This is a genomic window from Halovenus amylolytica (assembly GCA_004015825.1).
Lineage (GTDB): Archaea > Halobacteriota > Halobacteria > Halobacteriales > Haloarculaceae > Halovenus > Halovenus amylolytica.
Window position 1 is genome coordinate 145,601 of record SAYS01000007.1, and the last position, 23,473, is coordinate 169,073.

The window sequence follows — 23,473 nt, forward strand, 5'->3', positions numbered from 1 at the left end:
TCACAAAAAAGTCGATGTGAGTCGGTTCCGGCAGCTCAGTTCTCGGAGCCATCCTCCGAGTCGGCCGGCTCGCCGTCGATATCCACATCCGGCAGCGTCAGGACGTTCTCCCGACCCAGCCGGAACGATTCGAGCTCGTCGTCCTCACGGAGATCACCGACGACCTGGCTGGTTTTCGCCGCCGACCAGTCGAGTTGCTCGGCCAGCGCCTTCTGTTTCATCCGGCCGCCGTTGTCGGCAAGCAACTGCAGGACCTGTTCCTCGTTGCTCAGAAGCCCCGGCGGTGGGTCAGCGCTGTCGTCGGCACCCGCGACGGACTCGCCAGCATCGCCGGCGTCAGTCCCGCCGCTGCTCGCAGTAGCCGCCGACGGCTGGTCGTGAGCCCCGTCATCTGCGGTCGGGCCGTCTCGCTGCCACCAGTACAGCCCGGCCACACCAGCCACGAGCACTGTAAGCAGCGCGACCCCGAACAGCCAGATCGGGGTTCCCGAGCCCTCCGCCGCTGTTGCCGGACGGAGTTCGATCTGTGGCTGTCCGGCATCGAAATCGATCGGGCCACGCCAGACGACACGTTGCTGTTCTGTCGTCTCTGGATCGGGATCACTCGACTGGAGTTGGTGTGTCTCCGGCCAGCTAAACTCCAGTCGCTCCTCTTCCTGCAAGAACAGCTGTTCGACCGCGTCGCCAGCCCGGATCGTCTCACCGTCGACGTCAGCGAACCCAGCCCACTCGAACTCGAAGGTGACGATCCCGAACGCGTCCTGTGGCTGCTCGCGGCGCTCGGTCGAGACCCCGAACTGGTCGACGGTCATCTCCCTGCCGGTCGCGTTCTCGGCAGTCCCGGCAGTCGCTCTGATCCGCTCTTCGAAGGGACCGAGATACGACGACTGGTTCGCCTCGATATCTGCCTGGAGGTCGTCGAAAGCCTGCTCATCTGTCTCGTCGTCGAGGCGGAGGCGGTACTCGACCTGCCAGTCGGCATCACCCTCGGCGTCGAGATCCGCCGACAGCACCACCGTATCGGCGTCGATATCCTGTGCGGCGAATCCGGCGGGCTGGTCCAACTGACTCTCGCCAGCGGCCACACCAGCAAAACCGCCAGCGAAGACCAGCAACACAGCAGCGATAGCCACCAGCAGCGACAACCGCCAGCGCGGGTTACTCATCGCTCCCAGGTTCGGAGTCGAGCCCAATAGGCGTTGTTGCCCCACCCGGGCCAGAAGGGATTTCCCCGTGGCACCACCATCTCCGGATATGCGAGCGAAACTCGACGCAGAGTCCCTCCTGTATATCGTCCTGGTACTGGTCGTCGTCTGGTTGGTCCTCCAGATCGTAAACGAGGTTTTCTCGATCGTCGGGACGCTCCTCGGGCCACTCTCCTCGCTTTTCGGCCTGGTGATCGTCGCGGTGATCGTCCTCTGGCTGCTCGATTACATCTGATCGACGGGCTTTTTGGAGCTGTCGACCTCTCTACGGGCGTGTACAGTCTCAACGTGCCAGTTCCCGGTCAGGTCGGCGCGCTGGCAGTGGAGATCGCTCGACAGTTGCCGTCGGCTCGCGCACGGACCCGCGGGGAGCACACACTCGGCGTGAAACGTCTCGGCAGCGATGCCGGGCAGTACAGCCGAATCGAGGCACAGGCTCGGGAGGCACTCGCGGGCCAGCCCGCTTTCGAGGCCCGCATCGACGAGATCGATATTTTCGAAGATCCCCCAGTCGGCACCGCGCCCGTCGTCTATCTCGCGGTCGACTCACCCGGATTGCGACAGCTCCATCAGCGACTCGTCGACATCTTCGGCTCTGTCAGTGAGGGTATCGAGGGGGAGAGCTACACGCCCCACGTGACGATCGCCCGCGGTGGCTCACTCGACGCTGCGAAGCGGGTCGCCGGAGCGGTCGACCCGATCGAGTGGACCGTCTCGAAACTGCAGTTCTGGGACGCAAAGCACAACCAGTCGGTGAGTACGGTCTCGCTGCCGGCGTGAACCTTAGTTTTCGACGGCTCGCTGTGCCTCCCCGAGCGTGAATTTGCCCTCGTAGAGTGCGCTCCCGACGACGACGGCAGCCGCACCCGCTGCCTTGAGCGAGCGAATATCCTCGAGAGATGCGACGCCGCCGCTCGCGACGACCGGGATCTCCACCGCCTCGACGAGTCGCTCGACTGGCTCGGTCCGCACACCCTCCAGCTGCCCCTCGACATCCACGTCGGTGAACAAAATTGCGCCGGCACCCAGTTCCTCGTACCGGCGCGCGGCCTCCGCGGGGTCGAGCCCGGTGCCTTCCGTCCAGCCGGAGACGACCACCTCGCCGTCTTTCGCATCGAGGCTGACGGTCACGCTGCCGGGCTGGTAGTCGCTAATCTCTGCGACGATGTCGGGATTCTCGACGGCCGCAGTCCCGAGGATCACTCTGTCGATCCCTTGGGAGAGCAGTGCGGTGGCGTCTTCGACGGTCCGGATGCCGCCACCGAGTTGGATGTCCACGTCGCAGGCCTCGGTGATGGCGTCGATCGCCGACGCGTTCTTTCGCTCACCCTCGAAGGCACCATCGAGATCGACCAGATGGAGTGTCTCTGCCCCTTCGTCGACCCAGCCGGTCGCCGCCTCGACGGGATCGCCATAGGTGGTCTCTGTCCCGCGCTCGCCGCCGACGAGCTGGACGACCTGCCCGTCTTGCATATCGACTGCTGGAATGACCGCGAACTCTTCGTTCATAGCTGTCGGTGGGTGTCTCGGCGTCGAAAGGGTGTCGGTCGCGGGTGGACGGTCAGCTGTGCCGGTCGATCCAGTCGCAGACGGCATCGAAGTCCCGTGCTCCTGCATCGTCGGCAATCGTTCGGAGTGTCCCCGTCCGTAGTTCATCGTGTAGTGGGACTGTAACATGTCGTCGATCAGTATCGTTGGTCGGGTGTTCGTAGTACAACTGAGCGTGGTCACCGGTGGTGCGTCGCCACTCGAAGCCCCCAGCGTTGACAGTACCTGGCAGACTTCGAATCCCGAAAACGTCCGCCGTGTCATCGTACTCAATCGAGTACGTCCGGCGGTTCCTGGCTCCCAGTGGTGTTTTTCTCGGGATCGATTCCCATCCCACGGAGTTCATCATCCGCGGGAGGTCTGCCGATTTCGCCACGGTGGAGCGCCACAGCCTCATCGAGATTCTCCAGCGCTTCCGCGCGGGTCTCTCCCTGGCTGGCGGCGCCCGTCTCGACATCAGTGGCAACCCACCACTCGCCGTCGTCGACGAGCCGGATTTCCTGGACTGGCTCGTCGTCCTCCCCGTCTGCGGTCGAACTCGCCATACAAATCGGTTGGTCGGAATCCGATAAAAGGATTCGGACGGCTGAGTTGGCTGTTCTGAGTTCAGCGAGAGGACTGGCAAGAATACTACGAACAGCAAGAAAGCCCCGAGACTCTCGACTCGGGAGACTCGCTGCGCGCTTCGGGCCATACGGCCCTGCAGTGCTTACGTCGTCTGCCTTCGTCGAGAGTCTCGCCCCTTTCAGTCCCACCCACGTAGCTTGACTGGCCAGCCGATACAGGTGGGACTGAAAGGGGCCGCTCGTTCGCAGAGCGAGACGACGCAAGCACCTACTGGAGCGCAGCGAGTCGCAGCCAGCGAACGAGCGGGAGCTTTCTTGCTGTTTGAGATCTGTGAACTACCCCTGCCTACTCGCCGCCGTTGGCGACTCCTTGAGGCAGGGGCTTCCTGGTTCCACGACGCGCTTTGCAGACACAACCGCAGTCTCCACAGGCGTGCCTTCGGATTCAGGAATCTGGTTGAATCGGTAGAGGGCGTGGTTGTAAAGTTGGCGACAGGTATCGCGGTGGTAGTCCAACGTCTCACGCTGGTCTTCAGTCGGCGTGAGACGATACCTGTAGTTGTAGTTCATGCCCCGTGGGTCATGGGAGGGGTGACTGGCATATCAACGTTGGCCGCCCGGAGTGAAAGTAGTCCATGGGCCTGTGGGCCAGTACCAAGAGCATCTCTTGAAACCGATGACGACGGTGTATCCCCTTCCTACTGCGTTACTCGCTTCGCTGCGTTACTCCTTGAGGAAGGGGGCTTACCGTCTGCAATCAGCTAAATTGAAGAACAACTCCTCAGTCCCGTGCGTACAGCGCAGCGCCGACGAAACTCGCTTTCGGCTCTCCAGCCGGCGAGACGGCCAGATACGGCCGTTCGACCGGCCCGAAAATAGTGACGACAGTCCCGATTTCGTCGAGATTCTCGTCGATGACCGTCGTTCCGAGCCGGGGATAGCTGTCGTCGACACTGCGGACGACGAGCAATCCCTGTGCCGTTCGTGTGACCTCGCCGACGCGTTTCATGCGCGGATGACGTCGAGATAGGCGGCCGTCGCCTGGAGGAGATCACTCTTCGTCGCGTCGTCGGCCCCTTTCACGAGGACGCGACCACGAGCCTCGTACTCCCGGGGGTAGGTTTTCTCACGTTCGATGACGGCGTCGTAGCCGACCTGCTGGACTGCCTGTGCGATTTCGTCGACCGTCGGATTCTCGACGGCGAGATCAGTCGAGACCCGTCGCCCCTCGTCACGCGTGAGTTCGGCGTCGAGATAGGCGGGCCAGATGACGTTTTCGACCATACCGACGCTCGGAGGGGACGATACAAACCTCTTTTTGACGCCGCTCCCGACAGGATCAAATTCGACCACGCCAAAACAGTCGTATGGAGAGGGACGACGACCCGCCGGAGAACAGCCCGGCAGGTGAAGACGACAAGCAGCTCCCGGAGGCGTTCGAGGCCGCCGAAGGGACGTATCCGCCGGACTCCGGCGTGCCGACGATCACCTGCTCGCGGTGTGACCGCGAGTGGGAGCTGAGCTACGAACTCGACGAACTGCAGGTCGGCAACCGTGCGCTCGAACAGTTCGCGATGGATCACAACCACCACACCGGCCACTACCCCGACGGCGTCACGCCCTGGACTGCGGCGTGTCGCCAGTGTCCGGCCGGGGAGTCATTCCTCGCAGAACGACCAGCTCGCCGCTTTGCCAAAACCCACGCCCGGCATACGACGCATACAGTCGACCTCCAGCAGCCCGAATCCGACGAGACAGAGACGATTCAGCCGCCCAGCGAGTGACTACTCGCCGTTGCGCCAGGCAGTGAGACGGGTTTCGAACACTGCGGAGTACTGCATCAACACCGTCCCAAGAATACTCATCACGAGCACGTAACCGACTGCAAAGGCGTTGATTTCGTTCGCCGTCGCCGCGGTGATGGCCCCGCCCCTATCCCTGACGACGAGGACAGTCGAAGCGATAATCAGCGTGAACTCACCGCGAGTGACCATCCCGAGCGCGACCCGTGTCGACCGCCGGTCGTCCAGGTCGTACACCTTCCCGCTCCAGAACCCGCTTAGCAGTTTCGTCGGTGTCGTCACGACGACGGCGGTCGCGATGATTCCGAGCACGCCGGCGAACAGCATCGGATCGGTGACCAGCCCGATCCAGAAAAAGAACACCGCAGCGAAGATATCACGGACCGGTTCGAGCAGGTTTTCGAGTTTCTCGGCCCGCCCCGTGCCGCTGAATGCCATCCCGATAAAGAAGGCAGCGACGGCCTCGCTCACACCGAGTGTCAGTGCTGCGCCGGCGACGAGCACCGTCACCCCTGTCACCCGGAGCGCGATGAATTCGTTCGACTCTGTCTCGATGAGAGCGGTGAACAGAGCTGTGCCGGCGTAGACGAGGATAAGCAAGACGAGAATGAATCCCAGCCCGAGACCGACAGAGAAGGCAGCCTCGGTCACGTCACCGGCACCAGCAACCAGCGCCGAGAGCACAGCCAGGTACACCGCAATAAAGAGATCCTCGAAGACGAGCGTCCCGAGCAGCGGCGAGCTCTCCTCGTTCGCGATCCAGCCGAGGTCGATCAGCGATTTGGTGATGATTGCCGACGAGGAGATGTACACCATCCCGGCGATGATAAACGCCGCCAACACGTCACCGAACAGCAGGAAGCCGAGGACGAATCCGACCCCGAAGTTGATGACGAGATCGATGAGTCCGACGGTCCCGATCCGATCCCTGCTCGCGAGCAGTCGATCGAGGTTGAACTCCAGCCCGAGAAAAAAGAGCAGGAAGACGATCCCCAGTTCCGCACCCAGTTCGATGAAGTGAGTGGCTTCCGCCGAGAGTCCGACGGCGAACTCCTGTCCGAGAACCGCCTCGGTGAGTTCGCCCGCGACGAAGGGGTTCAGCAGAATACCACTGACGATGTAGAATGGGATCACGGACTGGCGGAGTCCACGCGCAATCGCACCGGCGAGAGCGACTGCAGCGAACATGACGCCGACCTCGATCAGTTCACCGGCCACGGCGATCACCACCGAGAGTCACACTGGCTGCTCTCACCACGACGACGTACCCAGGCATCGCGATCGTTACGTCGCCTCCGCCGCGAACTGCTCGTGGTGTTGTCGTGTCCCGACCACGATGAGCTGGTCGTCGGCTTCGAACACCCAGTCAGGATCGGGACTCTGGATCACGTCGCCACCGCGTTCGATCGCTGCGATAGTCGCCCCAGTCTCGCGACGGACGTCTGCCTCTTCGATCGATTTGCCGACGATTGGGGCATCCTCGCCAAGCGTGTACCATTCGAGCATCACGTTGTCGCCGAGAGTCACCGAGGACGTATCGGTCGCAACAGGCTGGAAATACGCGCCTTCGAGAATCGAGCCGACGATCCGTGCCTGCCGATCGGTCAGATCGAGTACCTCCTCTGCGTCCGCACCGGATTCGGGCCGAACGAACACCTCACGACGACCGGTGTTGTGAACGACGATGACGGCCGTCTCGCCACCCCCGATATCGAGTTCGAACCGCTTCCCGACACCGGGCAGATCTGTCTCAGAAACGTCCATATCCGTTCGTTTTACTGACTGACAGATAACTGTATGGGAGCGCGAACAGTCGCCAGCGTTACCAGAATTTGACGCCCAGGTCGTGCATCCCGTCGTTGTTGGCGGCGAGATTGATCAGCAGTGGCGTGACTGACTCGACCTCGGCAGCGTTGGCGAGGCCGCCCGCAGAGAGCGCTCGCAGGCCGTCGATATCCTCGACGAGGCTGGTGACCGTCGCGGTCGCATCCTCGTCGTCACCGATGATGGGGACGTCCCAGTCCAGATCGGCGTCGAGATTCGCGAGTTTGGCCGCCGCGAGGTTGTGGAAGGCACCGACGACGGGGACGTGGTCGGGCGCTGCCTTGGCCGCAAGTTGGGTGACGCTGCCGACACCCGGCGGGTTGTAGTGGAGTCCATCCTCGTCGCGCTGCATCCCGACAGCAGGTGAGATGAGAATCGTGTCGTCGAGTTCGTCGGCAACAGCGCCGATCGTATCCGAGAGATGGTACGCCGGGACGGCAGCGACGGCGATATCCGCACGGGCGGCAGCGGCCGGGTTTTCGAGCCCCTCGACCGTCGTGTCCGGGAGTTTATCCGTGTACTCTTCGGCTTTCGCTGCGGCCTTCTCGGCCTCACGAGAGCCGACGAGTACGTCGTTGTCAGTATCGCGCGCAATACGGAGCGCAAGTCCTTCACCGATATCGCCAGTTCCGCCGAGCAGTGCAATCTGCATGTTTCCAGGTTGGGCGATTGGAGAATAAGCGTTGTGCGTTCGGGTCAGGAGGTGTTTGGATTGTACTGGGAAGTTACGATTACGACTGGAGGAAAGTCACCACGAATCCCGCTATACACAGCAAGAAAGCCCCCGTCCGCTTGGTTGTGCAACCGAAACGGGTGGGACTGAAAGGGGCGAGGCGCTGGACGAAGGCGGACGACGCAAGCACTGGAGTGAACGCAGTGAGCGAAGCGCGCAGCGAGTGTCACGCGAACGATAGTGAGCGTGACCTCGATAGACGAGCGAAGCGAGTCTACCGGTGCCCCCGAGTTCAGCGTCTCGGGGCTTTCTTGCTGTTTGGAACGATACTCCTGGCTCAGTTCTCTCGTATCACCTCCGTGCTGAAACTCACACACCAAACTCAGCACCACCCACACACTCAGAAGATCAGCAGCGCACCATTTATCCGGGGGGGTTGCCAACGTACTGTATGGTCCAGTGTGAGATGTGCGGGACGGAGACGTCGAGTCCCAACCGCATCAAGGTCGAAGGTGCAGAGCTAGATGTCTGCGACAGCTGCACCGAGTTCGGCACGAAACTCGAAACCTCGGATAGCTCGGGAAGTACCTCGACGAAGTACTCCACGAGCAGTTCCTCGGGGTCGTCCAGTTCCAGTTCGTCGAGCGGCAACACGGGAACCTCGACGAGCAGTTCTGGTGGCGGCGGTGGCCGACGGCAGGATATGTTCGACGATATCGACGAACTGGCGCAGGATTTCGACGAGCAGATCCGACAGGCCCGCGAAAGCGCGGGACTTAGCCAGGAAGACCTCGCGAAAGACCTCAACGAGAAGGCGAGCCTGATCCAGAAACTCGAACAGGGGAAGATGCTCCCCACCGACGAGATGCAGGAGAAACTCGAACGCAGCCTCGACATCGATCTGACGGCCGGTGGCAGCACCGACGAGACGGAGTGGGAAAGTGACTCGGATGCCGGCGAGTACACGCTCGGTGACGTCGTCGAGCGAAAAGACTCCTGAAGACCGCGATCAGGCGGTCGGCCCGTCGTCCTCGATATCGAGTTCCGTGGCGAGTTCGTCGACTTCCTGCTCCAGGTCGGCAATCTCCCTGTTGAGTCGCTCGAACTCCGGGTTGTCAGCGAGTTCTGCCTGGGTTTTCTCCACTTCGAGAACGTTCCGTTTGAGCTTTTTCGAGGTGAGATCGTTCACCCGGTCGTTGTACTCGTCGAGTTTCAGGAGGCGTCGGACTGTCTCGGTCAGTTCCGCCCGCGTGACCGGTTTGACGAGATAGTCGTCGATCCGGAGATCGATGATGTCGAAATCCGGGTTGACGGCCGTCACCATCGCGACCCGGCAGTCGAGGTTTCGCTTCTCGATCGCTGCGAGGACCTCGTTGCCGGAGACGACTGGCATCCGGCGGTCGAGCAAGACGAGATCGTACTCGTCGTCGAGTGTCTCCAGCCCCGCTTCACCGCCGTCGGCGATTTCGACGTCGTAGTCGTCGGGGAGGTACGCCGCGTACATATCTGCGAGCTCCGTCTCGTCTTCGATGATCAACACGCTCGCGGGACCGTGTTCCGAATCTGCTGATAGTTCGTCGGTCACGACTGGTCTCTACTCCCGGGTTGTGTGCGAACCTATATTAATCCCGTGAGAATCCTGCAACTACGAGGTCGCCGGTGTCCGTGGCAGCTGGCCCTGTTTCGACGGCGCTGTGGTGGAGTCATCTGTCTCCGCTCGCCCACGCGCGGAGTTTGCGACAACCAGCAGACTGCTCGTCGCCATCGCGATCGCCGCGAACAGCGGGTTCAACAATCCAGTGACTGCGAGTGGAATCGCGACGGCGTTGTAACAGAAGGCCCACGCGATGTTCTGTTTGATCTGGCGGTTCGTCCGCGTCGCCACGTCGAACACCGCCGGCACGTTCCGGAGTTCACCGTCGAGAACGATTGCGTCGGCGGCGTCGGTCGCGAGCTGTGTCCCGCTCTCCAGAGCGATCCCCAGATCGGCAGCCGCGAGCGCCGGGGCGTCGTTGCTCCCGTCACCGACCATCGCGACCGACTCGGTCGCCGACAGTCGCCGGATCGTCTCTGCCTTTCCATCCGGCGGGACGCCGGCGAACACCGTATCGACTGCGGGATGGTTGCGGAACCGATCCGCGCTCGGCCCGTCGTCACCGGTCAGAACGACGACGCGCCGCTCGGCACCGACCGTCTCGACGACGGACTCCCAGGCTGTGCGCTGGGAGTCACCGACAGCGATCACACCCCGCGCCTGCTGATCCCAGCCGACGAGCACCGGGACGTCGCCACGGCTCCGTATCTCCTCGATAGCCCGTTCGACCGTCCCCGAGCGGCGCCACTCCTGCGAGCGGAACAGATCGGGGTGGCCCACGAGGACGCGGTCACCCCCGACACTGCCGGCGACCCCGCGAGTGTGCTGTTCGAACGAGTCGACGGTAGCGGTTTCGCCGGGTCCCTCGACCGCCGAGCCGATCGCATCTGCGATCGGGTGATCGGAGTACTGCTCGACTGCCGCGGCACGGGCCAGCAGTTCGTCCTCGGCGGTGCCGTCGGACTGGATCTCGGTGACGGCCATCTCGCCGGCAGTGAGCGTGCCGGTCTTGTCGAAGACGACCGTCTCCACGTCGTCGGCCTCCTCGAACAGCGCGGACGTGGTGACGACGACGCCCCGGTCCGCCGCAGACTGGAGGCCACTCGCCACCGCGAGCGGTGTCGCGAGCCCGAGGGCACACGGGCAGGAGACGATCAACACCGTGAGCCCGGTCAGCACGGCTGTCTCCACTCCGCTGCCGGTGACGAGGAGTGCGCCGGCCGCGACCGCAGCGACGGCCAACACGAGCGGGACGAAGACGGTCGCGAGCCGGTCGGCGATCCGCTGTGCCCCAGGTCTTGTCGCCTGGATCTCCCAGAGCAGCCCGACGATCCGGTCGAGCGTGCTCTCGGCCTCGGCACCCGCCTCGACGACGATCGGTTCGTCGGTGACGACCGTCCCGCCCCGGACCTCGTCGCCCGGTCGTTTCGTCTCGGGCAGTGACTCGCCGGTGACGAGTGCCTCGTCGACGGCCGCGGTTCCGTCGACGACGTCGCCGTCGACCGGGACTCGCTCACCCGGCCGGACGAGCAGTTCGTCGCCGGGTTCGATAGCCGAGACAGGCACCTGCTCGCCGTCGCGGCGGGTCGCCTCCTCGACCTGTAGTTCGGTCAGATCCGCGAGCAGCCCTGCCGTCGACCGCTTGATCCGTGTCTCGTAGTAGTTCCCGACGGTGACCGCCATCACGACGACGATGGTCACGTCGTAGTACAGTTCGCTCCCGCCAGTAAACAGCTGGGCAGTGCTGTACAGAGAGGCCGCAATCGCCGCGACGGTCACCAGCAGATCGACGTTCGGCCGGCCGGTCCGAAGGCTGACGTAGGCACCGCGCAGCATCGGCCGGCCCGTGTACAGCAGGATGATCGCCGTCAATACTGCGATCTGCCCGTACAGATACGCACTGTCGAAAGCACCCAGCGTGACGATCGGATCGAAGCCGAAATACTGCGGGTACAGAAAGAGCGCGTACCACGTCATCGCCATCATCCCGAAGATGCCGCCGACGAGCAAGCGACTCGCCAGGTCGGTCCCTGACTCGGACTCCTCCCCGCGTGCACTCGCACGATACCCCATGCCGGAGACGACATCTGGCAGTTCTGTCTCCACGAGTTCGTCGGGATCGTAGCTTACTTTGATCGTCTCCGCTGCGTAGCTCGCCTCGGCGTCGTGGACACCGGATTCGTCGCGGGCGACCGACTCCAGAAACACCTCACAGGTCGAGCAGTGCATCCCGTCGACGGCGAGGTAGGCCGTTTCTGCGTCCTCCGGTTCCGTTGCTGGGTCGGCTGACTCCCCGTCCAGCCCGCGCTTGACAGCCGCCGAGTCGGGATCGACGTCGCCGAGCGTGCGGTAGACTTCGAGACAGCCCCGACAGCAAAAGTTGCCCTCGACGGCATCGTCGGTAACGGGCGAGTCGGCCGGCAGCTCACACAGCGTACAGGAGGTCATGGCCTAGTGGGAGAGACCATTCTCGGAATCGGCGGGGGCCGGCCCGAACATCAGCACGAGCGAGCCGGCGATGAGGACGATCCCGACCACCGAAAACACCATCGTGACGACAGTCAGGTGGCCGCTCAGTGCGCCGTAGATACCTGCTGGGATCAATGCGAGAAAAGCGAGCATCGCAACCAGGCGTGGAGCGAGTTCCATAATTGGGTAGGTTTTCGACTGGTGGCTAATATATACCCCCGCTATTCTCAGGGTATGGGAATACCATTACCCATTCTTAGGCGATGAGTCTAACAGCCACACACTAGTCATGAGTTCGGAAACTGAAACGACAGAAGACGGGATTGTGCGTGAGATTGGCCACGACGAGTTCGATCCAGTGGGAACGCTCGCGCTCATCCTCATCTACTTCGTGATCATCGGCGGACTGTGGGCATTTATGTACTTCGTGGAGTTTCTCGGGAACGGTCCAACGGTGGTGTGAGGAATGGAGATACACAGATACGAGAAGCTCTGGTTCGGGCTGTCCCTGCTGTTGATCGTCGGCTTCATCGGGACGATTACCTACGGTGCGGTCGGTGCCGGCGTCCAGATGGTCTCCGACGACGGCGGGACGGTCGAACCGTCTTTTAGCACCATCAACGAAAACGAAAAGTTCGCCCAGCAAGAGGACAACCAGGCAGTCCACGTCGAGGGCAACGAGTACGAGGTCGCAGTGATCGCCCAGCGCTTTTCGTTCCAGCCGGGCACCGGCAGCCCGATCCAGGTGCCAGAGGATAGCCGCGTGACCTTCTACGTGACCTCGCCCGACGTGATCCACGGCTTCAGCGTCGTCGGCACCAACGCCAACACGATGGTGATCCCCGGACAGATTGCGGAGATTACAGTCGAGTTCGACGAACTGGACAGTGACGAACCGAAAGAGTACGGAGTCGTCTGTCACGAGTTCTGTGGGGCCGGCCACGAGGAGATGGCTGGACAGATCCAGGTCGTTCCCGAAGACCAGTGGGAGGGTGATGCATAATGGAGGTATTCGCAAACGAGTACCCCGACGAAGCGTGGGTGGTCCGCGCAGCGCTTGGGAGTGCGTTCGTCGCACTGGCGATCGGTGGGCTGATGGGGCTCATCCAGACGCTCCACCGGACAGGGTTTTACGACTCGCTGATCAGCAACGCCGACTACTACACCGTGCTCACGCTGCATGGGGTCGCGATGGTGCTTCTGTTTACCATCTTCTTCCTCGTCGGCTTCTTCCAGTGGGCGATAACCGACAGTCTCGGCCGGAAATCCGAGGACATCCGTATCACGAAACTCTGGTACGGGATGATGGTGCTCGGCTCGGCGATGAGCGCGGTTACGATCCTCGGCGGATTCGTCGATTCCGGGAGCCTCTCGGGAGTCGAAGCGGACGTGCTCTACACGTTCTATGCGCCGCTAGAAGCCCACCCGCTGTACTACATGGGACTCGCGGTGTTCATCATCGGAACCTGGATCGCCGGCTTCGACTGGTTTAGATCCTGGTGGGCCTGGAAAAAGGAAAACCCCGACGAGCGGATGCCACTTCGCACCTTCATGGTGTTGACGACGATGCTGATGTGGTATCTCGCCTCGCTCGGTGTCGCGATCTCCGTCGTGTTCTTCCTGATTCCGTGGTCGCTGGGTATCTTCGACAGCGTGAATTCGCTGCTGACCAGAACGCTGTTCTGGTTCTTCGGCCACCCGGTCGTCTACTTCTGGCTGATGCCGGTGTACATGATGTGGTACGTCATCATGCCGAAACTGGCCGGCGGGCGGCTGTTCAGCGATCCACTCGCACGGATCGTCTTCGTACTCTTCCTCGTGTTGTCGGTCCCGACGGGGATCCACCACCAGTACGTCGATCCCGGCATCGCGGAAGGGTTTAAATTCCTCGCGATGACGAACACGATGTTCCTGCTGTTGCCGAGCCTGCTGACTGCCTTCACCGTCGTCGCGAGCATCGAACACGGTGCTCGCCAGCGTGGCGGCGAGGGCTATTTCGGCTGGCTGACGGCACTCCCCTGGGGGAAGCCGGCCTTTACCGGAATGACACTCGCCGGGCTGATGTTCGCCGCAGCCGGCTTCTCCGGGATGATCAACGCCGGGATGAGCATCAACTACCTAGTCCACAACACGCTGTGGGTCGTCGGCCACTTCCACATGACCGTCGGTACCGCGGTGGCCCTGTCGATCATGGCCGCAACCTACTGGTTCCTCCCGAAAATAACTGGCCGGGAGATATTCAGCAGGCGGCTCGGACTCGCGCAGGTTCTGCTGTGGTTCATTGGTATGGTGTTGATGGGCAACGCGATGCACCGCGCGGGACTGGCCGGCGTCCCGCGCCGGACGGCCGATCCGACCTACGATCAGGTCATATACGACGGTGCCTACGGTGCGATCGGTGAGCTTCGGTTCCAGATCGCACTCGGCGGCGTCTTGCTGTCACTGTCCCTGGTTTTGTTCTTTGCGCATCTCGTCCTCTCGTCGTTCGACATCGGCGAACGGGCCGCCGCGACGCCCGATTCGATCCCCGCCCCGCTGTCGGGACCGGAACAGGCACCGAAGGTGCTCGACAACATCCGGCTGTGGACCTCGATCGCGGTCGTGTTGATCCTGATCACCTACATCCTGCCGCTGGCCTCGATCGTCACCGACGGCGGCGGCTGGCTGGGCGATAGCTACGGAGTGATCGTCGCAGAGTACGTCCTGCCGGCAGTCAGCTCGACGATCGACATCTTCGTCGGAGTGGTCGCATGAACCGGCCCGGCCCGGTCGGAATCGCGCTCGTGCTCGCGTTCGCGGTCGTCGCCGTCATCGAGTTCCGGACAGTGCTCGGGATGGTCGGGATCGACATCGCGATCGGACCGTACTTCGCGGGCGCGGCCATCCTGCTCGTCGGTGGTGCCGCCGCACTGTTTGCAGTTCCCGAGGAGCTGACTCCAGAGAGCGTATGACCGACACAGCCCGCAACCGGGGGATCGCACACGCTGTTGCCCTCTCGACGAGCAGGGAAGCCGTGCTGACAGTCGCTGTGCTCGTCACCCAGGTTGTGGCTGTGCTCGCCTACATCGGAGCGACCGGAACACAGGTCTTGAGTCTGCGGGAGACGCTGTATCCCGTCGCATGGATCACTCTCAGCGTCTACTTCGTCGCCGTCGTCTGGCGATACGGCCCGGCAGTCCGGCCGTCGACGGCCGCACTTCTGGCCGGCCTCGGCTACTTTCTCCTGCTTGCGGTGCTGGCCGGCTTCGTCTGGCCCGGCCACCAGCTGCTTGGGCATCACGCGAGCGGGGCCGATCTGAACGTCTTCTGGCGCTCGCCGGGCTGGGGTCCGACAGTGACCTACAGCAGTGCCCTTCTGCAGGGCACAGTAGTCCCCTTCAAACTCGTCGCCTACAGCGCACTCGCATACGGTATTGCTGCCGCGGTCGCGGCGAGTTCCCGCGGTGCGCTCGCCGGCGTCGTCGGGATGTTCAGCTGTGTCGGCTGTGTGCTCCCAGTCATCGGGGCTGTCGCCGGGATCTTCGGCGGTTCGGGCGCCGTCGCGTCGACGGTAAACGGGAGCTACGACCTCGGAACAGCGGTGTTTGCGGTCACAATCGTCCTGTTACTCGTGACGATTCCGACAGCTGATCCGCTCGCGGACCGCTGAACAGTGGTGGTCAGGTCCAGTTGTCGAGTCCGGTCTGGACGAGCGATTCCTCGATCCGTTCGAAGCCACGCTCGACCTCGTCGGGATCGACACCCCACTCCTCGGTGACGTAGGCCCGCGCTGCCGGGAGATCCGGATCGACCGACGTCTCGGGATCGACGTCGACCACTGCCGGATCGAGAAAGAGAGTCCGGAGGCGGTCGGCGTGTTCGATCGTCTCCTCGCGGGCGTCGAGAACGCTGAACAGATCCCCGTGTTCGTGGAGCAGTTTGACGGCGGTTTTCGGGCCGATGCCGGAGATCCCCTCGTTGAAGTCCGTCCCACAGAGAATCGCAACGTCGACGAGCTGTTCCCAGCTCAGATCGTGTTTTTCGAGTGTTGCGTCGAAATCCATCAGCTCCGGATCGCCCTTGCTGGTGAGCTGTCGGAGCGTCAGCGGCGAGCCAAAGAGCAGGGCGTCGTAATCCTCGGTGCCAGCGTAATCGACGACATCCGTGCGAGCCATGTGTGCACACTGGGCTTCACCCTCCGCGGGTGCGTCGACGATCGGTACGTCGAGGATGTCGAGCAGTTCCCGGGTCGTCTCGACGATGGTGTCGGTGAGCCGCTGGGTGCGCGATTCCAGGCGTGCAACGGCGATCGAGTCGCCGCGTTCGCGTGCTGCTTCGAGGTCGTCTTCGTACCGTTCGCGTTGCTCGCGGCGTTTTGCGACCTCGTCGTCTTTGAGTTCGGTCACCGCGCCGTCGAAGACGAAGACGGGCGTCATCTCGTGTTCGAAGAATTTTGGCAGGCCCTGAACGACGCCGATGAGATTCGCTACCTCGGTGCCGTCGGCAGTCGTGTAGGCCGCGTCGTTGGTCCACTTGACCGTCGTCGTGAGATAGCGGTACAGCCAGTTGTGGGCGTCGATGGCGACGACCGAGCCCGAGAGGTTCTCGAATGGGATCTCCTCGATCGCGGCGAGATCGCGCAGGTCTGCGTTCCCCATATCCCGGATTAGGACGAACGGGGCTTGATACCGTCGGTTCGATCACTCGATCAGGACTGCCCCGACGTACTCGTCTGCGGCCTGTCGTGCCGTCGCGAGTGTCCCGGGTTCGTCCAGAACGACTGCCCGTGTGCGAGCACCGTCGACGATCGTCAAAAGCGCCCGTGCGACGTGTTCGGCGTCGACCTCGGCGAAGACGCCCTCTTTGATCCCGTGATCGATCACCGTTTCGAGAATGTAGCGAATGTACTCGTCGTTTTGCCGGAATCGGTCGGCAAACGCCGCCTTGTGTGGCACCTGTGCCCGCATCTCGAGCATCGCGATCAGGAGATCCTGATACTCGTCGGGTTCGAGCAGTAACGTATCGAGCAGCATGTCGAGTCGCTGCTCGGGATCTGTCGTCTCGACGTCGTGGATCGTCTCCACGAACTGGTCGATGAGATACTCCAGAAACGCTGCGAGCAGGTCGTCTTTCGTCTCGTAGTGGTAGTGGATGGCGGCGGTCGATTTCCCGTACTCCGCTGCGATCCGTTTGATCGTGAGATCGGCGTAGCCGTGCTTGCAGAGTGCGGCGTAGGTTGCCCGCATGATTGCCGCCTCCTGCTCGGAGAACGATCGGTTCGGCGGATCGGCCATTGGTTGCATATTCGTCCGTCTGTTGATAACTGTTTTGACCAGATAGTCAGATCAGATTCGGGCGAAAACCACGGGAATATCGCCCAATACCCAGGGAGAAAAACTTCCAAATGTTTTTGACTAACTGGTCAGTAAGTATAGTCGTGTACGAGGTGGGGAGATGAGTCTCCGGAGCAGGATCGGGGCGTTGTTCAAAGGGCCCGACGAGTTCGATCTGACGTCGGGAGAGATCGGGAAACCGCTGTTTTTCCTCTCGATGCCGATCGTCGTCACCAATCTCTTTCAGACCGCCTACAACCTCGCCGATACGTTCTGGCTCGGCCAGTACAACACCGACGCACTGGCAGCGATCAGTTTCGCGTTCCCGATGGTCTTTTTGCTCATCTCGCTTGGGATGGGCATCTCCGTCGCCGGGAGCGTCCTCGTCGCCCAGTACACCGGCGCGGACAAGGAACGCGAAGCCGAGTACGCCGCCTCCCAGACGGTCACCTTCGCCGTGATCCTCTCCGTGGTGCTGGGTGCGACCGGCTACTTCCTCGTCGAGGAGTTTCTCTCGGTTATGGGGGCCTCGGCGGATGTGTTGCCGCTGGCAGCGAGCTACATGGAGGTCATCTCGCTCGGGCTCGTGTTCATGTTCGGCTTTTTCGTGTTTATCGCCCTGATGCGTGGCTACGGCGACACGATCACGCCGATGCTCGTGATGTTCGGCTCGGTCGTGCTGAATATCGTGCTCGATCCGTTCGTCATCTTCGGGTGGGGGCCGTTTCCGGAACTCGGTATCCAGGGGGCGGCGCTGGCGACGGTGTTCTCCCGTGGTCTCGCACTCGTCGTCGGGCTGGCCATCATGTTCAGGGGGGTCCGCGGCGTACAGATCAACCTCCGGGATATGGCCCCCGATCCGAGCTATCTGCGCCGTCTCCTCCGGATCGGGCTGCCAGCCTCCGTCGAGGGGACTGGCCGGGCGCTCTCGATGAATCTCCTCCTGTTTATCGTGGCACTGTTTTCGGATCCGGTCGTCGCCGCCTACGGGATCGGGACCCGCGTGTTCTCGGTCGTCTTCCTGCCAGCGATCGCGGTCGCCCGCGGTGTCGAGACGATGACCGGCCAGAACATCGGAGCCGACAAGCCCGACCGTGCCGAGGCGGCCGCCGGCCTCGCGGCGAAGGTGCTGTTCGGCGTCCTCACGACCGCAGGCGTGCTCGTCTGGTTCGCTGCCGTGCCCATCGCCGACATCTTTACCACCGATCCGACGGTCGTCGATATCACTGCACAGTTCCTCCGGTATGTCGCGCTCACGTTCGGGTTCATCGGGATCATGCGCGCCTACACCGGGAGTTTCCGCGGTGCCGGCAAGACACTCACTGCCGCCGGAATCTCCGTCTTTATGCTCGGCGTGATCCGCTTCCCGATCGCCTGGGTCGGTGCGGATATGCTCGGCGAGCGCGGGATCTGGCTGTCGTTTGCGATCTCGAACGTCGTCGGTGCACTGGTCGCGTACGCGTGGTACAACCGCGGAACGTGGCGCGACGCCGACCTCACCGAGGCGGCCGTCGACACCACGACGGAACCCGCTTCGACAGACGATTGAGATCAGTGTTACTATATGTACAGAACAGTAATTCTCTCTCGATGAACGAAGTTAGTACGGATATACTTACAGATTTGAATGCGAGGTGGTCACGTGTCTCGACTTGACCCGTTTTTCGACGTCGTCACGACGCACAGCCGGGTCGTCATCGCGATCATGGTCGTGTTGACCGTCGTCGTCGGTGCTGGAGCGGGAATGGTCGGGCAGTCCTCGTCACTGGATCAGTTCCAGGGCGACTCGCCGGAGGCAGAGGCGCTCTCTACGATCGAATCGAACTTCACGACCGGTTCCGAGAACACCACGACAGCCCAGCTGATCGTCAGAGGTGACGACATCCTGTCGAAAGAGTCACTGCTGGAGTTGCTCTCCGTCCAGCAGTCGTTCCGGGACAGCCAGACGATAAACGAGACGCTCGCATCGGAGAACGCACTCGTGGGGATTCCGAACGTCGTCGCACGGACTGCGATTGCACAGGAGCAGGCCGGTGCACTCGAACGACGACAGGCGACACTCAACGCGACGAGCGAACAGTTGCGTCGTGCACTGGGAACCGTCGAACAGGACCCGAACAGCAGTGCCCTGGCTGCATTCGAGCGCGTTCGGGCGAACTCGTCCGTCGAGTTTACTGAAGAGGATGCCGGGACGTTCGAACAGGCCGCCCAGCAGCTCCGCGCAGCCGAGACAGAACAGGAGCGCCAGGCGGCGTACCGTCTCGGGAGCCGCGGCGTCCTGGAAGACCAGTTCGCAGCAGTGGCAGCCGAGGGCGAGGCACTCCAGGACGGTCCCGCGCCGACGCTGGCCGAGCAGCGCACACAGCTCGAATCGATGAACGAATCCGCCGTCGACAGTGTCGTCCGGTCGGTCCTGAGCCAGGACGGGGGGAACGAACGGGCGTTCGGTCTGATGCCGACCAGCTACGAGCCGGGATCGACCGAGGCCAACGCGACGATGATGCTCGTCACCCAGACGACGGTAACCGAACCCGTACAGGGGTCGGCGAGTCAACGCCTCATCGACTCCCAGCTCGAGATGGATCGAATCGCCAGTGATTCGATCGACAACGAGGTGCTCGTCTTCGGATCGGGGATCATCTCCGACGAGATTACGCGGTCGATGGGCGACAGTCTCACCATCGTCGCCCCGCTGGCCTTGCTCTTTGTCGTCGTCGCGCTGACAGTCGCCTACCGGGATCTGCTCGATATCCTGCTGGGTGTGCTCGGAATCGTCGCGGTTCTCGTCTGGACCTTCGGGTTCATGGGGTGGGCCGGGATCAAGTTCAACCAGATCATGATCGCCGTCCCAGTCCTGTTGATCGGTCTCTCTATCGACTATGCGATCCATATATTCATGCGCCACCGCGAGGAGCGCGGCAACGAGAAAACGAAAAGCGACCCGCGTGGCGCAATGCGGGTGGCCATCGCCGGTGTCGGGATCGCGCTCATCTGGGTAACGGCGACGACAGCAATCGGCTTCCTCTCGAATCTGACCAGTCCCGTGCCGCCGATCCAGGATTTCGGCGTCGTCTCCGCGGTCGGGATTGGCGCGACGATGCTCGTCTTCGGCGCACTCATCCCGGCACTGAAGCTGGAGATCGACGAACTGCTCGAAGGCCGCGGCTGGGACCGACAGAAGACCGCGTTCGGGACTGGCGGCGGCGCGTTCAGTTCGGTGCTCTCGACGGGTTCGACTGCCGCACGGAAGGCACCCTACGTCGTCATCCTGCTGGCACTCCTCGTCAGCGCTGGCGGGGTCTACGGCGCGACACAGGTCGATACCAGCTTCAACCAGGAGGATTTCCTCGCGGACGATCCGCCAGGCTGGATGGAGAATCTGCCCGGACCGTTCCAGCCCGGTGAGTACTCCGCCAAGGAGAACCTCGGCTACGTCAACGAGAACTTCCTGCGGGAAGACTCACAGGCACAGATACTGGTCGGGGGATCGATAACCGATCCCACAACACTCGAACGGGTAGCCACGACGGAACGCGAGGCTGCCGAGAAGTCGTCGGTCCAGACACTCTCCAGCGGGAGAGCGAGTGTCGAGAGCCCACTCGGCGTGATGCGGAGTGTCGCCGCGACGAACGACTCCTTTAACGCGACGTTTGCAGCGGCTGACACCGACGGCAACGGTGTCCCAGACGAGAACCTCGAGGCAGTCTACGACGAGCTGTTCTCGGTTGCGCCAGAGCAGGCAGCGGGCGTCATTGACCGGACAGAGGCCGGAGAGTACGAATCGTTCCGGCTGGTCATCTCCGTCTCCGGTGGCGCCTCGAGCGATCAGGTGACCTCGGAGATGCGTGATCTCGCGTCCGGGCTGGACGGCGATGGGCTGGAGTCGACGGCGACCGGGCAGACGATCCTGTTCAAGATCGTCCAGGACGATCTGCTCGACACCGTCATCGAGAGTCTACTGATCACGCTCGTCTCCGTCTTCGCATTCCTGATGGTGACCTACCGGATCACCGAGGGAAGTGCGACGCTCGGAGCCTTTACGCTCCTCCCTGTCGTCCTGAGTGTTACCTGGATTCTCGGGACGATGGCGTTGCTCGGCATCCCATTCAACATCCTCACCGGGATGATCACGAGTCTCACCGTCGGCCTCGGCGTCGCCTACAGCATCCACCTGAGCGAGCGGTACAACCAGGAACTCGACCGGCGGGACTCGATGTGGGACGCGATGTACACCGCCGTCACCGGAACCGGCGGCGCACTGCTCGGGAGCGCGGCGACGACCGTCGGCGGCTTCGGCGTTCTCGTCTTCGCAATCTTGCCCCCACTCCAGCAGTTCGGCATCATCACGGGGCTGACGATCATCTACGCCTTCCTCGCGAGCGTGCTGGTCTTGCCGTCGCTGCTCGTGGTCTGGACGTGGTGGTTCGCCCCCGACGAAACGGTCGACGGCGTCGATACCGGGACAGAGACTTCGGCCGTCACCGAAGACTGATCAGGCCAGTTCGAGTCGCTCGACGAAGGGCAACCCCTGAATCTCGGTTATGAGGTCGCCGGGGAGTGGGTCGCTAGTGATGAGATACAGTCTGGGTTCGTCGGTGAACTCCGGATCCTCGGTCATCACCTGCCGGATGGGGATCTCGTGGTCGGCGACCAGCCCGGTCACCGCCGCGACGATGCCGGACTCGTCGGCCTCCCGGACTGTCACCGTACAGACCGTCAGATCGAGTACCGGGGCGAGATCCATCAGGCTGGGAATCGCAGAGATGTTCTGGAAGATCGGCCGGAGTTCGTCGTCGTCGAGAATGGCGTCCGTCGTCGCGTCGACGACCCGGCGGTCGACGTCGATCTCGCGCGCGATCCCCGTGTTCGGAATCTCGATTCCCCCGGAGACGACTCGACCGTCGTCGTTGACAGAAAAGCCCCGCTCCAGAAGAAGGCGGATCACCCGCTGCTGACTGGGTGAATCCGAGAATTTCTCCATGATTTCCTCGAACATATCTTGGGTGGTGACGCCCCGCGGCTATAGTTGTTGGGCACACCTGCTCATTGCTGTGCGATTCTGTCCACTGCGTTGTCTGTGGAATTGGTTGGAACGGAACCGAAAACATCACTCCGAACAGAAAGAAAGCCCCGAGGCTGTCGACTCCCGCGACTCGCTGCGCTCCTCACCCTCCGGGTTGCGGTGCTAGCGTCGTCGGGGTTCGCCGACAGCCTCACCCCTTTCAGTCCCGCCCGGCCTGGAAAGTCACACTGGGCGGGACTGAAAGGGGCCGGTCGCTTGGTCCGTCCCGGACGAAGCAAGGACCGCAACACAGTGAGGACCGCAGCGAGTCCCGGTCGGTCAAGCGACCGGGGGCTTTCTTGCTGTTTGAGTCAGTGGATCCCACATTCTCAGAAACTCCCAGACGTCAAAAAACACGTACTCAGAGTTCGCCTTTCGTACTCGGCGTATCCGCACGTCGTTCGTCGATCCGGGTCGCGTCGTCGAGCGTCCGGGCAAGCGCCTTGAACAGCGCCTCGATCTCGTGGTGGGCGTTCTCGCCGTCGATCTCTGCCTGCAGCGTCAGGCCGGCATTCATCGAAAGCGAGCGCAGGAAGTGTCGAGCCATGAAACTCGTCATCTCGCCCACCTCGTCCTGGGAAAACTCGCCGTCGAAATCGAAATAGGGCCGGCCGCTGATATCGACGACGATCCGCCCCCGGGACTCGTCCATCGGCACGGTCTGGTCGGCAAACCGACGGATACCGCGCTTGTCACCGAGCGCCTCGTCGAAGGCCTCGCCGAGCGTGATTCCCACGTCCTCGACCGTGTGGTGGTCGTCGATCTCCAGATCACCGTCGCAGGTGACGGTCAGATCGAACAGTCCGTGGGTCCCGAAGGAGTCGAGCATGTGATCGAAGAAGCCGATACCTGTGTCGATCGTCGTCTCGCCGTCGCCGTCGATATCGAGGACGACCTCGATCTCGGTCTCGGCGGTTTCGCGTGTCACGGCCGCCGTTCGGTCGGTCATACTCGAACTGTACAGGCGCGAGTATTTGGTGATTGTGTCTGGAACTCCCCAACACCGGAAAAATCGATGGCGAATCGGGCCGAAGAACGTCGATCCGCGAGCCCCGGTCTACTCGACAGCCGGCGCTTCTTCGTCGGTCCGGCCCGGCAGTTCGAGTTCGATCTCCAGTTCCGGCTCGCCCATCCCGTCGTAATCGATCTCCAGCTCGACCGGTTCGCCGAAAGCGAAGGGCAGCTCCCACTCGTCGGCGACGATCGTCAGCTCGTCACCGTCACGAAGCTGTTCACCCAGATCGATCAAGAACTCGCCGGCTTCGCTGGCATCGAGTCGGTACTCCTCTTCGAAGTTGCGCCCTGACTGGATGATCGTTCGCTCTTCGTGCTCACTCTCGTCGTGGTCAGTGTGCTCCCCATCCATCTCTGAATCGTGTTCGGACTCTGCCATGGTATATGTATTTAGGTTAACCTAA

At 62.4% G+C, this 23,473-nt stretch carries 27 protein-coding genes and 2 pseudogenes; 11 read left to right on the forward strand and 18 right to left on the reverse strand.

What is annotated here, in order from left to right; all coding sequences use genetic code 11:
- Window positions 1–35: 35 nt before the first annotated feature.
- Window positions 36–1,166, reverse strand: coding sequence for a helix-turn-helix transcriptional regulator (locus EOW68_RS07750; RefSeq protein WP_128224584.1), 1,131 nt, complete (start codon window positions 1,164–1,166; stop codon window positions 36–38).
- Window positions 1,167–1,254: 88 nt separating this feature from the next.
- Here EOW68_RS07750 and EOW68_RS07755 point away from each other — a divergent pair, with 88 nt between their 5' ends.
- Window positions 1,255–1,440: a DUF7554 family protein gene (locus EOW68_RS07755; RefSeq protein WP_128224585.1), complete on the forward strand. Its 186-nt coding sequence runs from the start codon at window positions 1,255–1,257 to the stop codon at window positions 1,438–1,440.
- A 38-nt stretch (window positions 1,441–1,478) separates the two neighbouring features.
- The gene (locus EOW68_RS07760) at window positions 1,479–1,985 is read left to right on the forward strand and encodes a 2'-5' RNA ligase family protein (protein WP_128224586.1); all 507 of its coding nucleotides are present in this window, start codon (window positions 1,479–1,481) and stop codon (window positions 1,983–1,985) included.
- Between the two features lie 3 nt (window positions 1,986–1,988).
- Here EOW68_RS07760 and hisA read toward each other — a convergent pair whose 3' ends face one another.
- The 6 genes and pseudogenes from hisA to srp19 form a co-directional block, all read right to left on the reverse strand.
- A complete protein-coding gene (hisA, locus tag EOW68_RS07765; protein ID WP_128224587.1) occupies window positions 1,989–2,714 on the reverse strand; it encodes a 1-(5-phosphoribosyl)-5-[(5-phosphoribosylamino)methylideneamino]imidazole-4-carboxamide isomerase in 726 nt (241 codons plus the stop codon).
- A gap of 52 nt (window positions 2,715–2,766) precedes the next feature.
- Window positions 2,767–3,017 (reverse strand): annotated as a pseudogene (locus EOW68_RS07770) (type II toxin-antitoxin system HicA family toxin).
- 5 nt (window positions 3,018–3,022) lie between these two features.
- Window positions 3,023–3,298 carry a type II toxin-antitoxin system HicB family antitoxin gene (locus tag EOW68_RS07775; RefSeq protein WP_128224588.1) on the reverse strand — a complete coding sequence of 92 codons (276 nt, stop codon included), beginning with the start codon at window positions 3,296–3,298 and terminating at the stop codon, window positions 3,023–3,025.
- Window positions 3,299–3,751: 453 nt separating this feature from the next.
- Window positions 3,752–3,889, reverse strand: a pseudogene (locus tag EOW68_RS07780) (helix-turn-helix domain-containing protein); the annotation flags it as partial.
- A 211-nt stretch (window positions 3,890–4,100) separates the two neighbouring features.
- Window positions 4,101–4,328 (reverse strand): H/ACA ribonucleoprotein complex subunit GAR1, encoded by a 228-nt coding sequence (locus EOW68_RS07785; protein ID WP_128224589.1) that lies wholly within the window; start codon window positions 4,326–4,328, stop codon window positions 4,101–4,103.
- Entirely contained in the window at window positions 4,325–4,603 is a 279-nt protein-coding gene (gene srp19 / locus EOW68_RS07790) for a signal recognition particle subunit SRP19 (RefSeq protein ID WP_128224590.1), read from the reverse strand. Before srp19 ends, EOW68_RS07785 begins: the two co-directional genes overlap by 4 nt.
- 83 nt (window positions 4,604–4,686) lie before the next feature.
- Here srp19 and EOW68_RS07795 point away from each other — a divergent pair, with 83 nt between their 5' ends.
- Window positions 4,687–5,103 carry a DUF8062 family protein gene (locus EOW68_RS07795; RefSeq protein ID WP_431358808.1) on the forward strand — a complete coding sequence of 139 codons (417 nt, stop codon included), beginning with the start codon at window positions 4,687–4,689 and terminating at the stop codon, window positions 5,101–5,103.
- Here the strand turns inward: EOW68_RS07795 and EOW68_RS07800 are convergent, their stop codons facing one another.
- The 3 genes from EOW68_RS07800 to npdG all read right to left on the reverse strand — a co-directional run bounded on the left by EOW68_RS07800 (window position 5,104) and on the right by npdG (window position 7,597).
- Window positions 5,104–6,309 (reverse strand): cation:proton antiporter, encoded by a 1,206-nt coding sequence (locus EOW68_RS07800; RefSeq protein WP_128224649.1) that lies wholly within the window; start codon window positions 6,307–6,309, stop codon window positions 5,104–5,106.
- A 96-nt stretch (window positions 6,310–6,405) separates the two neighbouring features.
- Window positions 6,406–6,885 carry a cation:proton antiporter regulatory subunit gene (locus EOW68_RS07805; RefSeq protein ID WP_128224591.1) on the reverse strand — a complete coding sequence of 160 codons (480 nt, stop codon included), beginning with the start codon at window positions 6,883–6,885 and terminating at the stop codon, window positions 6,406–6,408.
- 58 nt (window positions 6,886–6,943) lie between these two features.
- On the reverse strand, window positions 6,944–7,597 hold the full coding sequence (gene npdG, locus EOW68_RS07810) for an NADPH-dependent F420 reductase (protein WP_128224592.1): 654 nt from the start codon (window positions 7,595–7,597) through the stop codon (window positions 6,944–6,946).
- 472 nt (window positions 7,598–8,069) lie between these two features.
- Between npdG and EOW68_RS07815 the strand changes: the two genes are divergently transcribed.
- Window positions 8,070–8,618: a multiprotein bridging factor aMBF1 gene (locus tag EOW68_RS07815; protein WP_128224593.1), complete on the forward strand. Its 549-nt coding sequence runs from the start codon at window positions 8,070–8,072 to the stop codon at window positions 8,616–8,618.
- A gap of 9 nt (window positions 8,619–8,627) precedes the next feature.
- On the opposite strand, the gene EOW68_RS07820 is transcribed toward EOW68_RS07815, so the two are convergent.
- From EOW68_RS07820 to EOW68_RS07830, 3 genes are read right to left on the reverse strand one after another with little or no spacing between them, the layout of a single operon-like run.
- Window positions 8,628–9,203 (reverse strand): response regulator, encoded by a 576-nt coding sequence (locus EOW68_RS07820; RefSeq protein WP_431358809.1) that lies wholly within the window; start codon window positions 9,201–9,203, stop codon window positions 8,628–8,630.
- A gap of 60 nt (window positions 9,204–9,263) precedes the next feature.
- A complete protein-coding gene (locus EOW68_RS07825) occupies window positions 9,264–11,660 on the reverse strand; it encodes a heavy metal translocating P-type ATPase (RefSeq protein WP_128224594.1) in 2,397 nt (798 codons plus the stop codon).
- Window positions 11,661–11,663: 3 nt separating this feature from the next.
- A complete protein-coding gene (locus tag EOW68_RS07830; protein WP_128224595.1) occupies window positions 11,664–11,861 on the reverse strand; it encodes a DUF8131 family protein in 198 nt (65 codons plus the stop codon).
- Window positions 11,862–11,970: 109 nt separating this feature from the next.
- Here EOW68_RS07830 and EOW68_RS18595 point away from each other — a divergent pair, with 109 nt between their 5' ends.
- The 5 genes from EOW68_RS18595 to EOW68_RS07850 are packed head-to-tail and all read left to right on the forward strand — an operon-like array spanning window position 11,971 to window position 15,330.
- On the forward strand, window positions 11,971–12,144 hold the full coding sequence (locus EOW68_RS18595) for a hypothetical protein (RefSeq protein ID WP_431358810.1): 174 nt from the start codon (window positions 11,971–11,973) through the stop codon (window positions 12,142–12,144).
- A 3-nt stretch (window positions 12,145–12,147) separates the two neighbouring features.
- Window positions 12,148–12,684, forward strand: coding sequence for a cytochrome c oxidase subunit II (locus EOW68_RS07835; RefSeq protein ID WP_128224596.1), 537 nt, complete (start codon window positions 12,148–12,150; stop codon window positions 12,682–12,684).
- Window positions 12,684–14,435: a b(o/a)3-type cytochrome-c oxidase subunit 1 gene (locus EOW68_RS07840; RefSeq protein ID WP_128224597.1), complete on the forward strand. Its 1,752-nt coding sequence runs from the start codon at window positions 12,684–12,686 to the stop codon at window positions 14,433–14,435. Before EOW68_RS07835 ends, EOW68_RS07840 begins: the two co-directional genes overlap by 1 nt.
- A complete protein-coding gene (locus tag EOW68_RS07845; protein WP_128224598.1) occupies window positions 14,432–14,632 on the forward strand; it encodes a hypothetical protein in 201 nt (66 codons plus the stop codon). Before EOW68_RS07840 ends, EOW68_RS07845 begins: the two co-directional genes overlap by 4 nt.
- Window positions 14,629–15,330, forward strand: coding sequence for a DUF7546 family protein (locus EOW68_RS07850; protein ID WP_128224599.1), 702 nt, complete (start codon window positions 14,629–14,631; stop codon window positions 15,328–15,330). The genes EOW68_RS07845 and EOW68_RS07850 overlap by 4 nt, the downstream gene beginning before the upstream one ends.
- 10 nt (window positions 15,331–15,340) lie before the next feature.
- Here EOW68_RS07850 and fen read toward each other — a convergent pair whose 3' ends face one another.
- Both fen and EOW68_RS07860 read right to left on the reverse strand, forming a co-directional pair.
- On the reverse strand, window positions 15,341–16,318 hold the full coding sequence (fen, locus tag EOW68_RS07855) for a flap endonuclease-1 (protein WP_128224600.1): 978 nt from the start codon (window positions 16,316–16,318) through the stop codon (window positions 15,341–15,343).
- 42 nt (window positions 16,319–16,360) lie between these two features.
- Window positions 16,361–16,954 (reverse strand): TetR/AcrR family transcriptional regulator, encoded by a 594-nt coding sequence (locus tag EOW68_RS07860; protein WP_128224601.1) that lies wholly within the window; start codon window positions 16,952–16,954, stop codon window positions 16,361–16,363.
- 160 nt (window positions 16,955–17,114) lie between these two features.
- Here EOW68_RS07860 and EOW68_RS07865 point away from each other — a divergent pair, with 160 nt between their 5' ends.
- Both EOW68_RS07865 and EOW68_RS07870 read left to right on the forward strand, forming a co-directional pair.
- Window positions 17,115–18,542 (forward strand): MATE family efflux transporter, encoded by a 1,428-nt coding sequence (locus tag EOW68_RS07865; RefSeq protein WP_128224602.1) that lies wholly within the window; start codon window positions 17,115–17,117, stop codon window positions 18,540–18,542.
- Between the two features lie 93 nt (window positions 18,543–18,635).
- Entirely contained in the window at window positions 18,636–21,485 is a 2,850-nt protein-coding gene (locus tag EOW68_RS07870; RefSeq protein ID WP_128224603.1) for an MMPL family transporter, read from the forward strand.
- On the opposite strand, the gene trpY is transcribed toward EOW68_RS07870, so the two are convergent.
- From trpY to EOW68_RS07885, 3 genes are all read right to left on the reverse strand, one after another.
- Complete coding sequence (trpY, locus tag EOW68_RS07875) at window positions 21,486–21,989, reverse strand: TrpY family transcription regulator (protein WP_128224604.1); 504 nt, start codon at window positions 21,987–21,989, stop codon at window positions 21,486–21,488. It abuts the gene before it with no gap.
- A gap of 427 nt (window positions 21,990–22,416) precedes the next feature.
- Window positions 22,417–23,004, reverse strand: coding sequence for an imidazoleglycerol-phosphate dehydratase HisB (gene hisB / locus EOW68_RS07880; RefSeq protein ID WP_128224605.1), 588 nt, complete (start codon window positions 23,002–23,004; stop codon window positions 22,417–22,419).
- A gap of 108 nt (window positions 23,005–23,112) precedes the next feature.
- Window positions 23,113–23,421, reverse strand: coding sequence for an amphi-Trp domain-containing protein (locus EOW68_RS07885; RefSeq protein ID WP_431358813.1), 309 nt, complete (start codon window positions 23,419–23,421; stop codon window positions 23,113–23,115).
- Window positions 23,422–23,473: the final 52 nt, after the last annotated feature.

Excerpts from the sequence above, each read along its gene's own strand:
- EOW68_RS07750 (WP_128224584.1), bottom strand. The coding sequence starts at position 1,166 with ATGAGTAACCCGCGCTGGCGGTTGTCGCTGCTGGTGGCTATCGCTGCT.
- EOW68_RS07755 (WP_128224585.1), top strand. The coding sequence starts at position 1,255 with ATGCGAGCGAAACTCGACGCAGAGTCCCTCCTGTATATCGTCCTGGTA.
- hisA (WP_128224587.1), bottom strand. The coding sequence starts at position 2,714 with ATGAACGAAGAGTTCGCGGTCATTCCAGCAGTCGATATGCAAGACGGG.
- EOW68_RS07775 (WP_128224588.1), bottom strand. The coding sequence starts at position 3,298 with ATGGCGAGTTCGACCGCAGACGGGGAGGACGACGAGCCAGTCCAGGAA.
- EOW68_RS07785 (WP_128224589.1), bottom strand. The coding sequence starts at position 4,328 with ATGAAACGCGTCGGCGAGGTCACACGAACGGCACAGGGATTGCTCGTC.
- srp19 (WP_128224590.1), bottom strand. The coding sequence starts at position 4,603 with ATGGTCGAAAACGTCATCTGGCCCGCCTATCTCGACGCCGAACTCACG.
- EOW68_RS07795 (WP_431358808.1), top strand. The coding sequence starts at position 4,687 with ATGGAGAGGGACGACGACCCGCCGGAGAACAGCCCGGCAGGTGAAGAC.
- EOW68_RS07800 (WP_128224649.1), bottom strand. The coding sequence starts at position 6,309 with ATGTTCGCTGCAGTCGCTCTCGCCGGTGCGATTGCGCGTGGACTCCGC.
- EOW68_RS07805 (WP_128224591.1), bottom strand. The coding sequence starts at position 6,885 with ATGGACGTTTCTGAGACAGATCTGCCCGGTGTCGGGAAGCGGTTCGAA.
- npdG (WP_128224592.1), bottom strand. The coding sequence starts at position 7,597 with ATGCAGATTGCACTGCTCGGCGGAACTGGCGATATCGGTGAAGGACTT.
- EOW68_RS07815 (WP_128224593.1), top strand. The coding sequence starts at position 8,070 with ATGGTCCAGTGTGAGATGTGCGGGACGGAGACGTCGAGTCCCAACCGC.
- EOW68_RS07825 (WP_128224594.1), bottom strand. The coding sequence starts at position 11,660 with ATGACCTCCTGTACGCTGTGTGAGCTGCCGGCCGACTCGCCCGTTACC.
- EOW68_RS07830 (WP_128224595.1), bottom strand. The coding sequence starts at position 11,861 with ATGGAACTCGCTCCACGCCTGGTTGCGATGCTCGCTTTTCTCGCATTG.
- EOW68_RS18595 (WP_431358810.1), top strand. The coding sequence starts at position 11,971 with ATGAGTTCGGAAACTGAAACGACAGAAGACGGGATTGTGCGTGAGATT.
- EOW68_RS07835 (WP_128224596.1), top strand. The coding sequence starts at position 12,148 with ATGGAGATACACAGATACGAGAAGCTCTGGTTCGGGCTGTCCCTGCTG.
- EOW68_RS07840 (WP_128224597.1), top strand. The coding sequence starts at position 12,684 with ATGGAGGTATTCGCAAACGAGTACCCCGACGAAGCGTGGGTGGTCCGC.
- EOW68_RS07845 (WP_128224598.1), top strand. The coding sequence starts at position 14,432 with ATGAACCGGCCCGGCCCGGTCGGAATCGCGCTCGTGCTCGCGTTCGCG.
- EOW68_RS07850 (WP_128224599.1), top strand. The coding sequence starts at position 14,629 with ATGACCGACACAGCCCGCAACCGGGGGATCGCACACGCTGTTGCCCTC.
- fen (WP_128224600.1), bottom strand. The coding sequence starts at position 16,318 with ATGGGGAACGCAGACCTGCGCGATCTCGCCGCGATCGAGGAGATCCCA.
- EOW68_RS07860 (WP_128224601.1), bottom strand. The coding sequence starts at position 16,954 with ATGGCCGATCCGCCGAACCGATCGTTCTCCGAGCAGGAGGCGGCAATC.
- EOW68_RS07865 (WP_128224602.1), top strand. The coding sequence starts at position 17,115 with ATGAGTCTCCGGAGCAGGATCGGGGCGTTGTTCAAAGGGCCCGACGAG.
- trpY (WP_128224604.1), bottom strand. The coding sequence starts at position 21,989 with ATGTTCGAGGAAATCATGGAGAAATTCTCGGATTCACCCAGTCAGCAG.
- hisB (WP_128224605.1), bottom strand. The coding sequence starts at position 23,004 with ATGACCGACCGAACGGCGGCCGTGACACGCGAAACCGCCGAGACCGAG.
- EOW68_RS07885 (WP_431358813.1), bottom strand. The coding sequence starts at position 23,421 with ATGGATGGGGAGCACACTGACCACGACGAGAGTGAGCACGAAGAGCGA.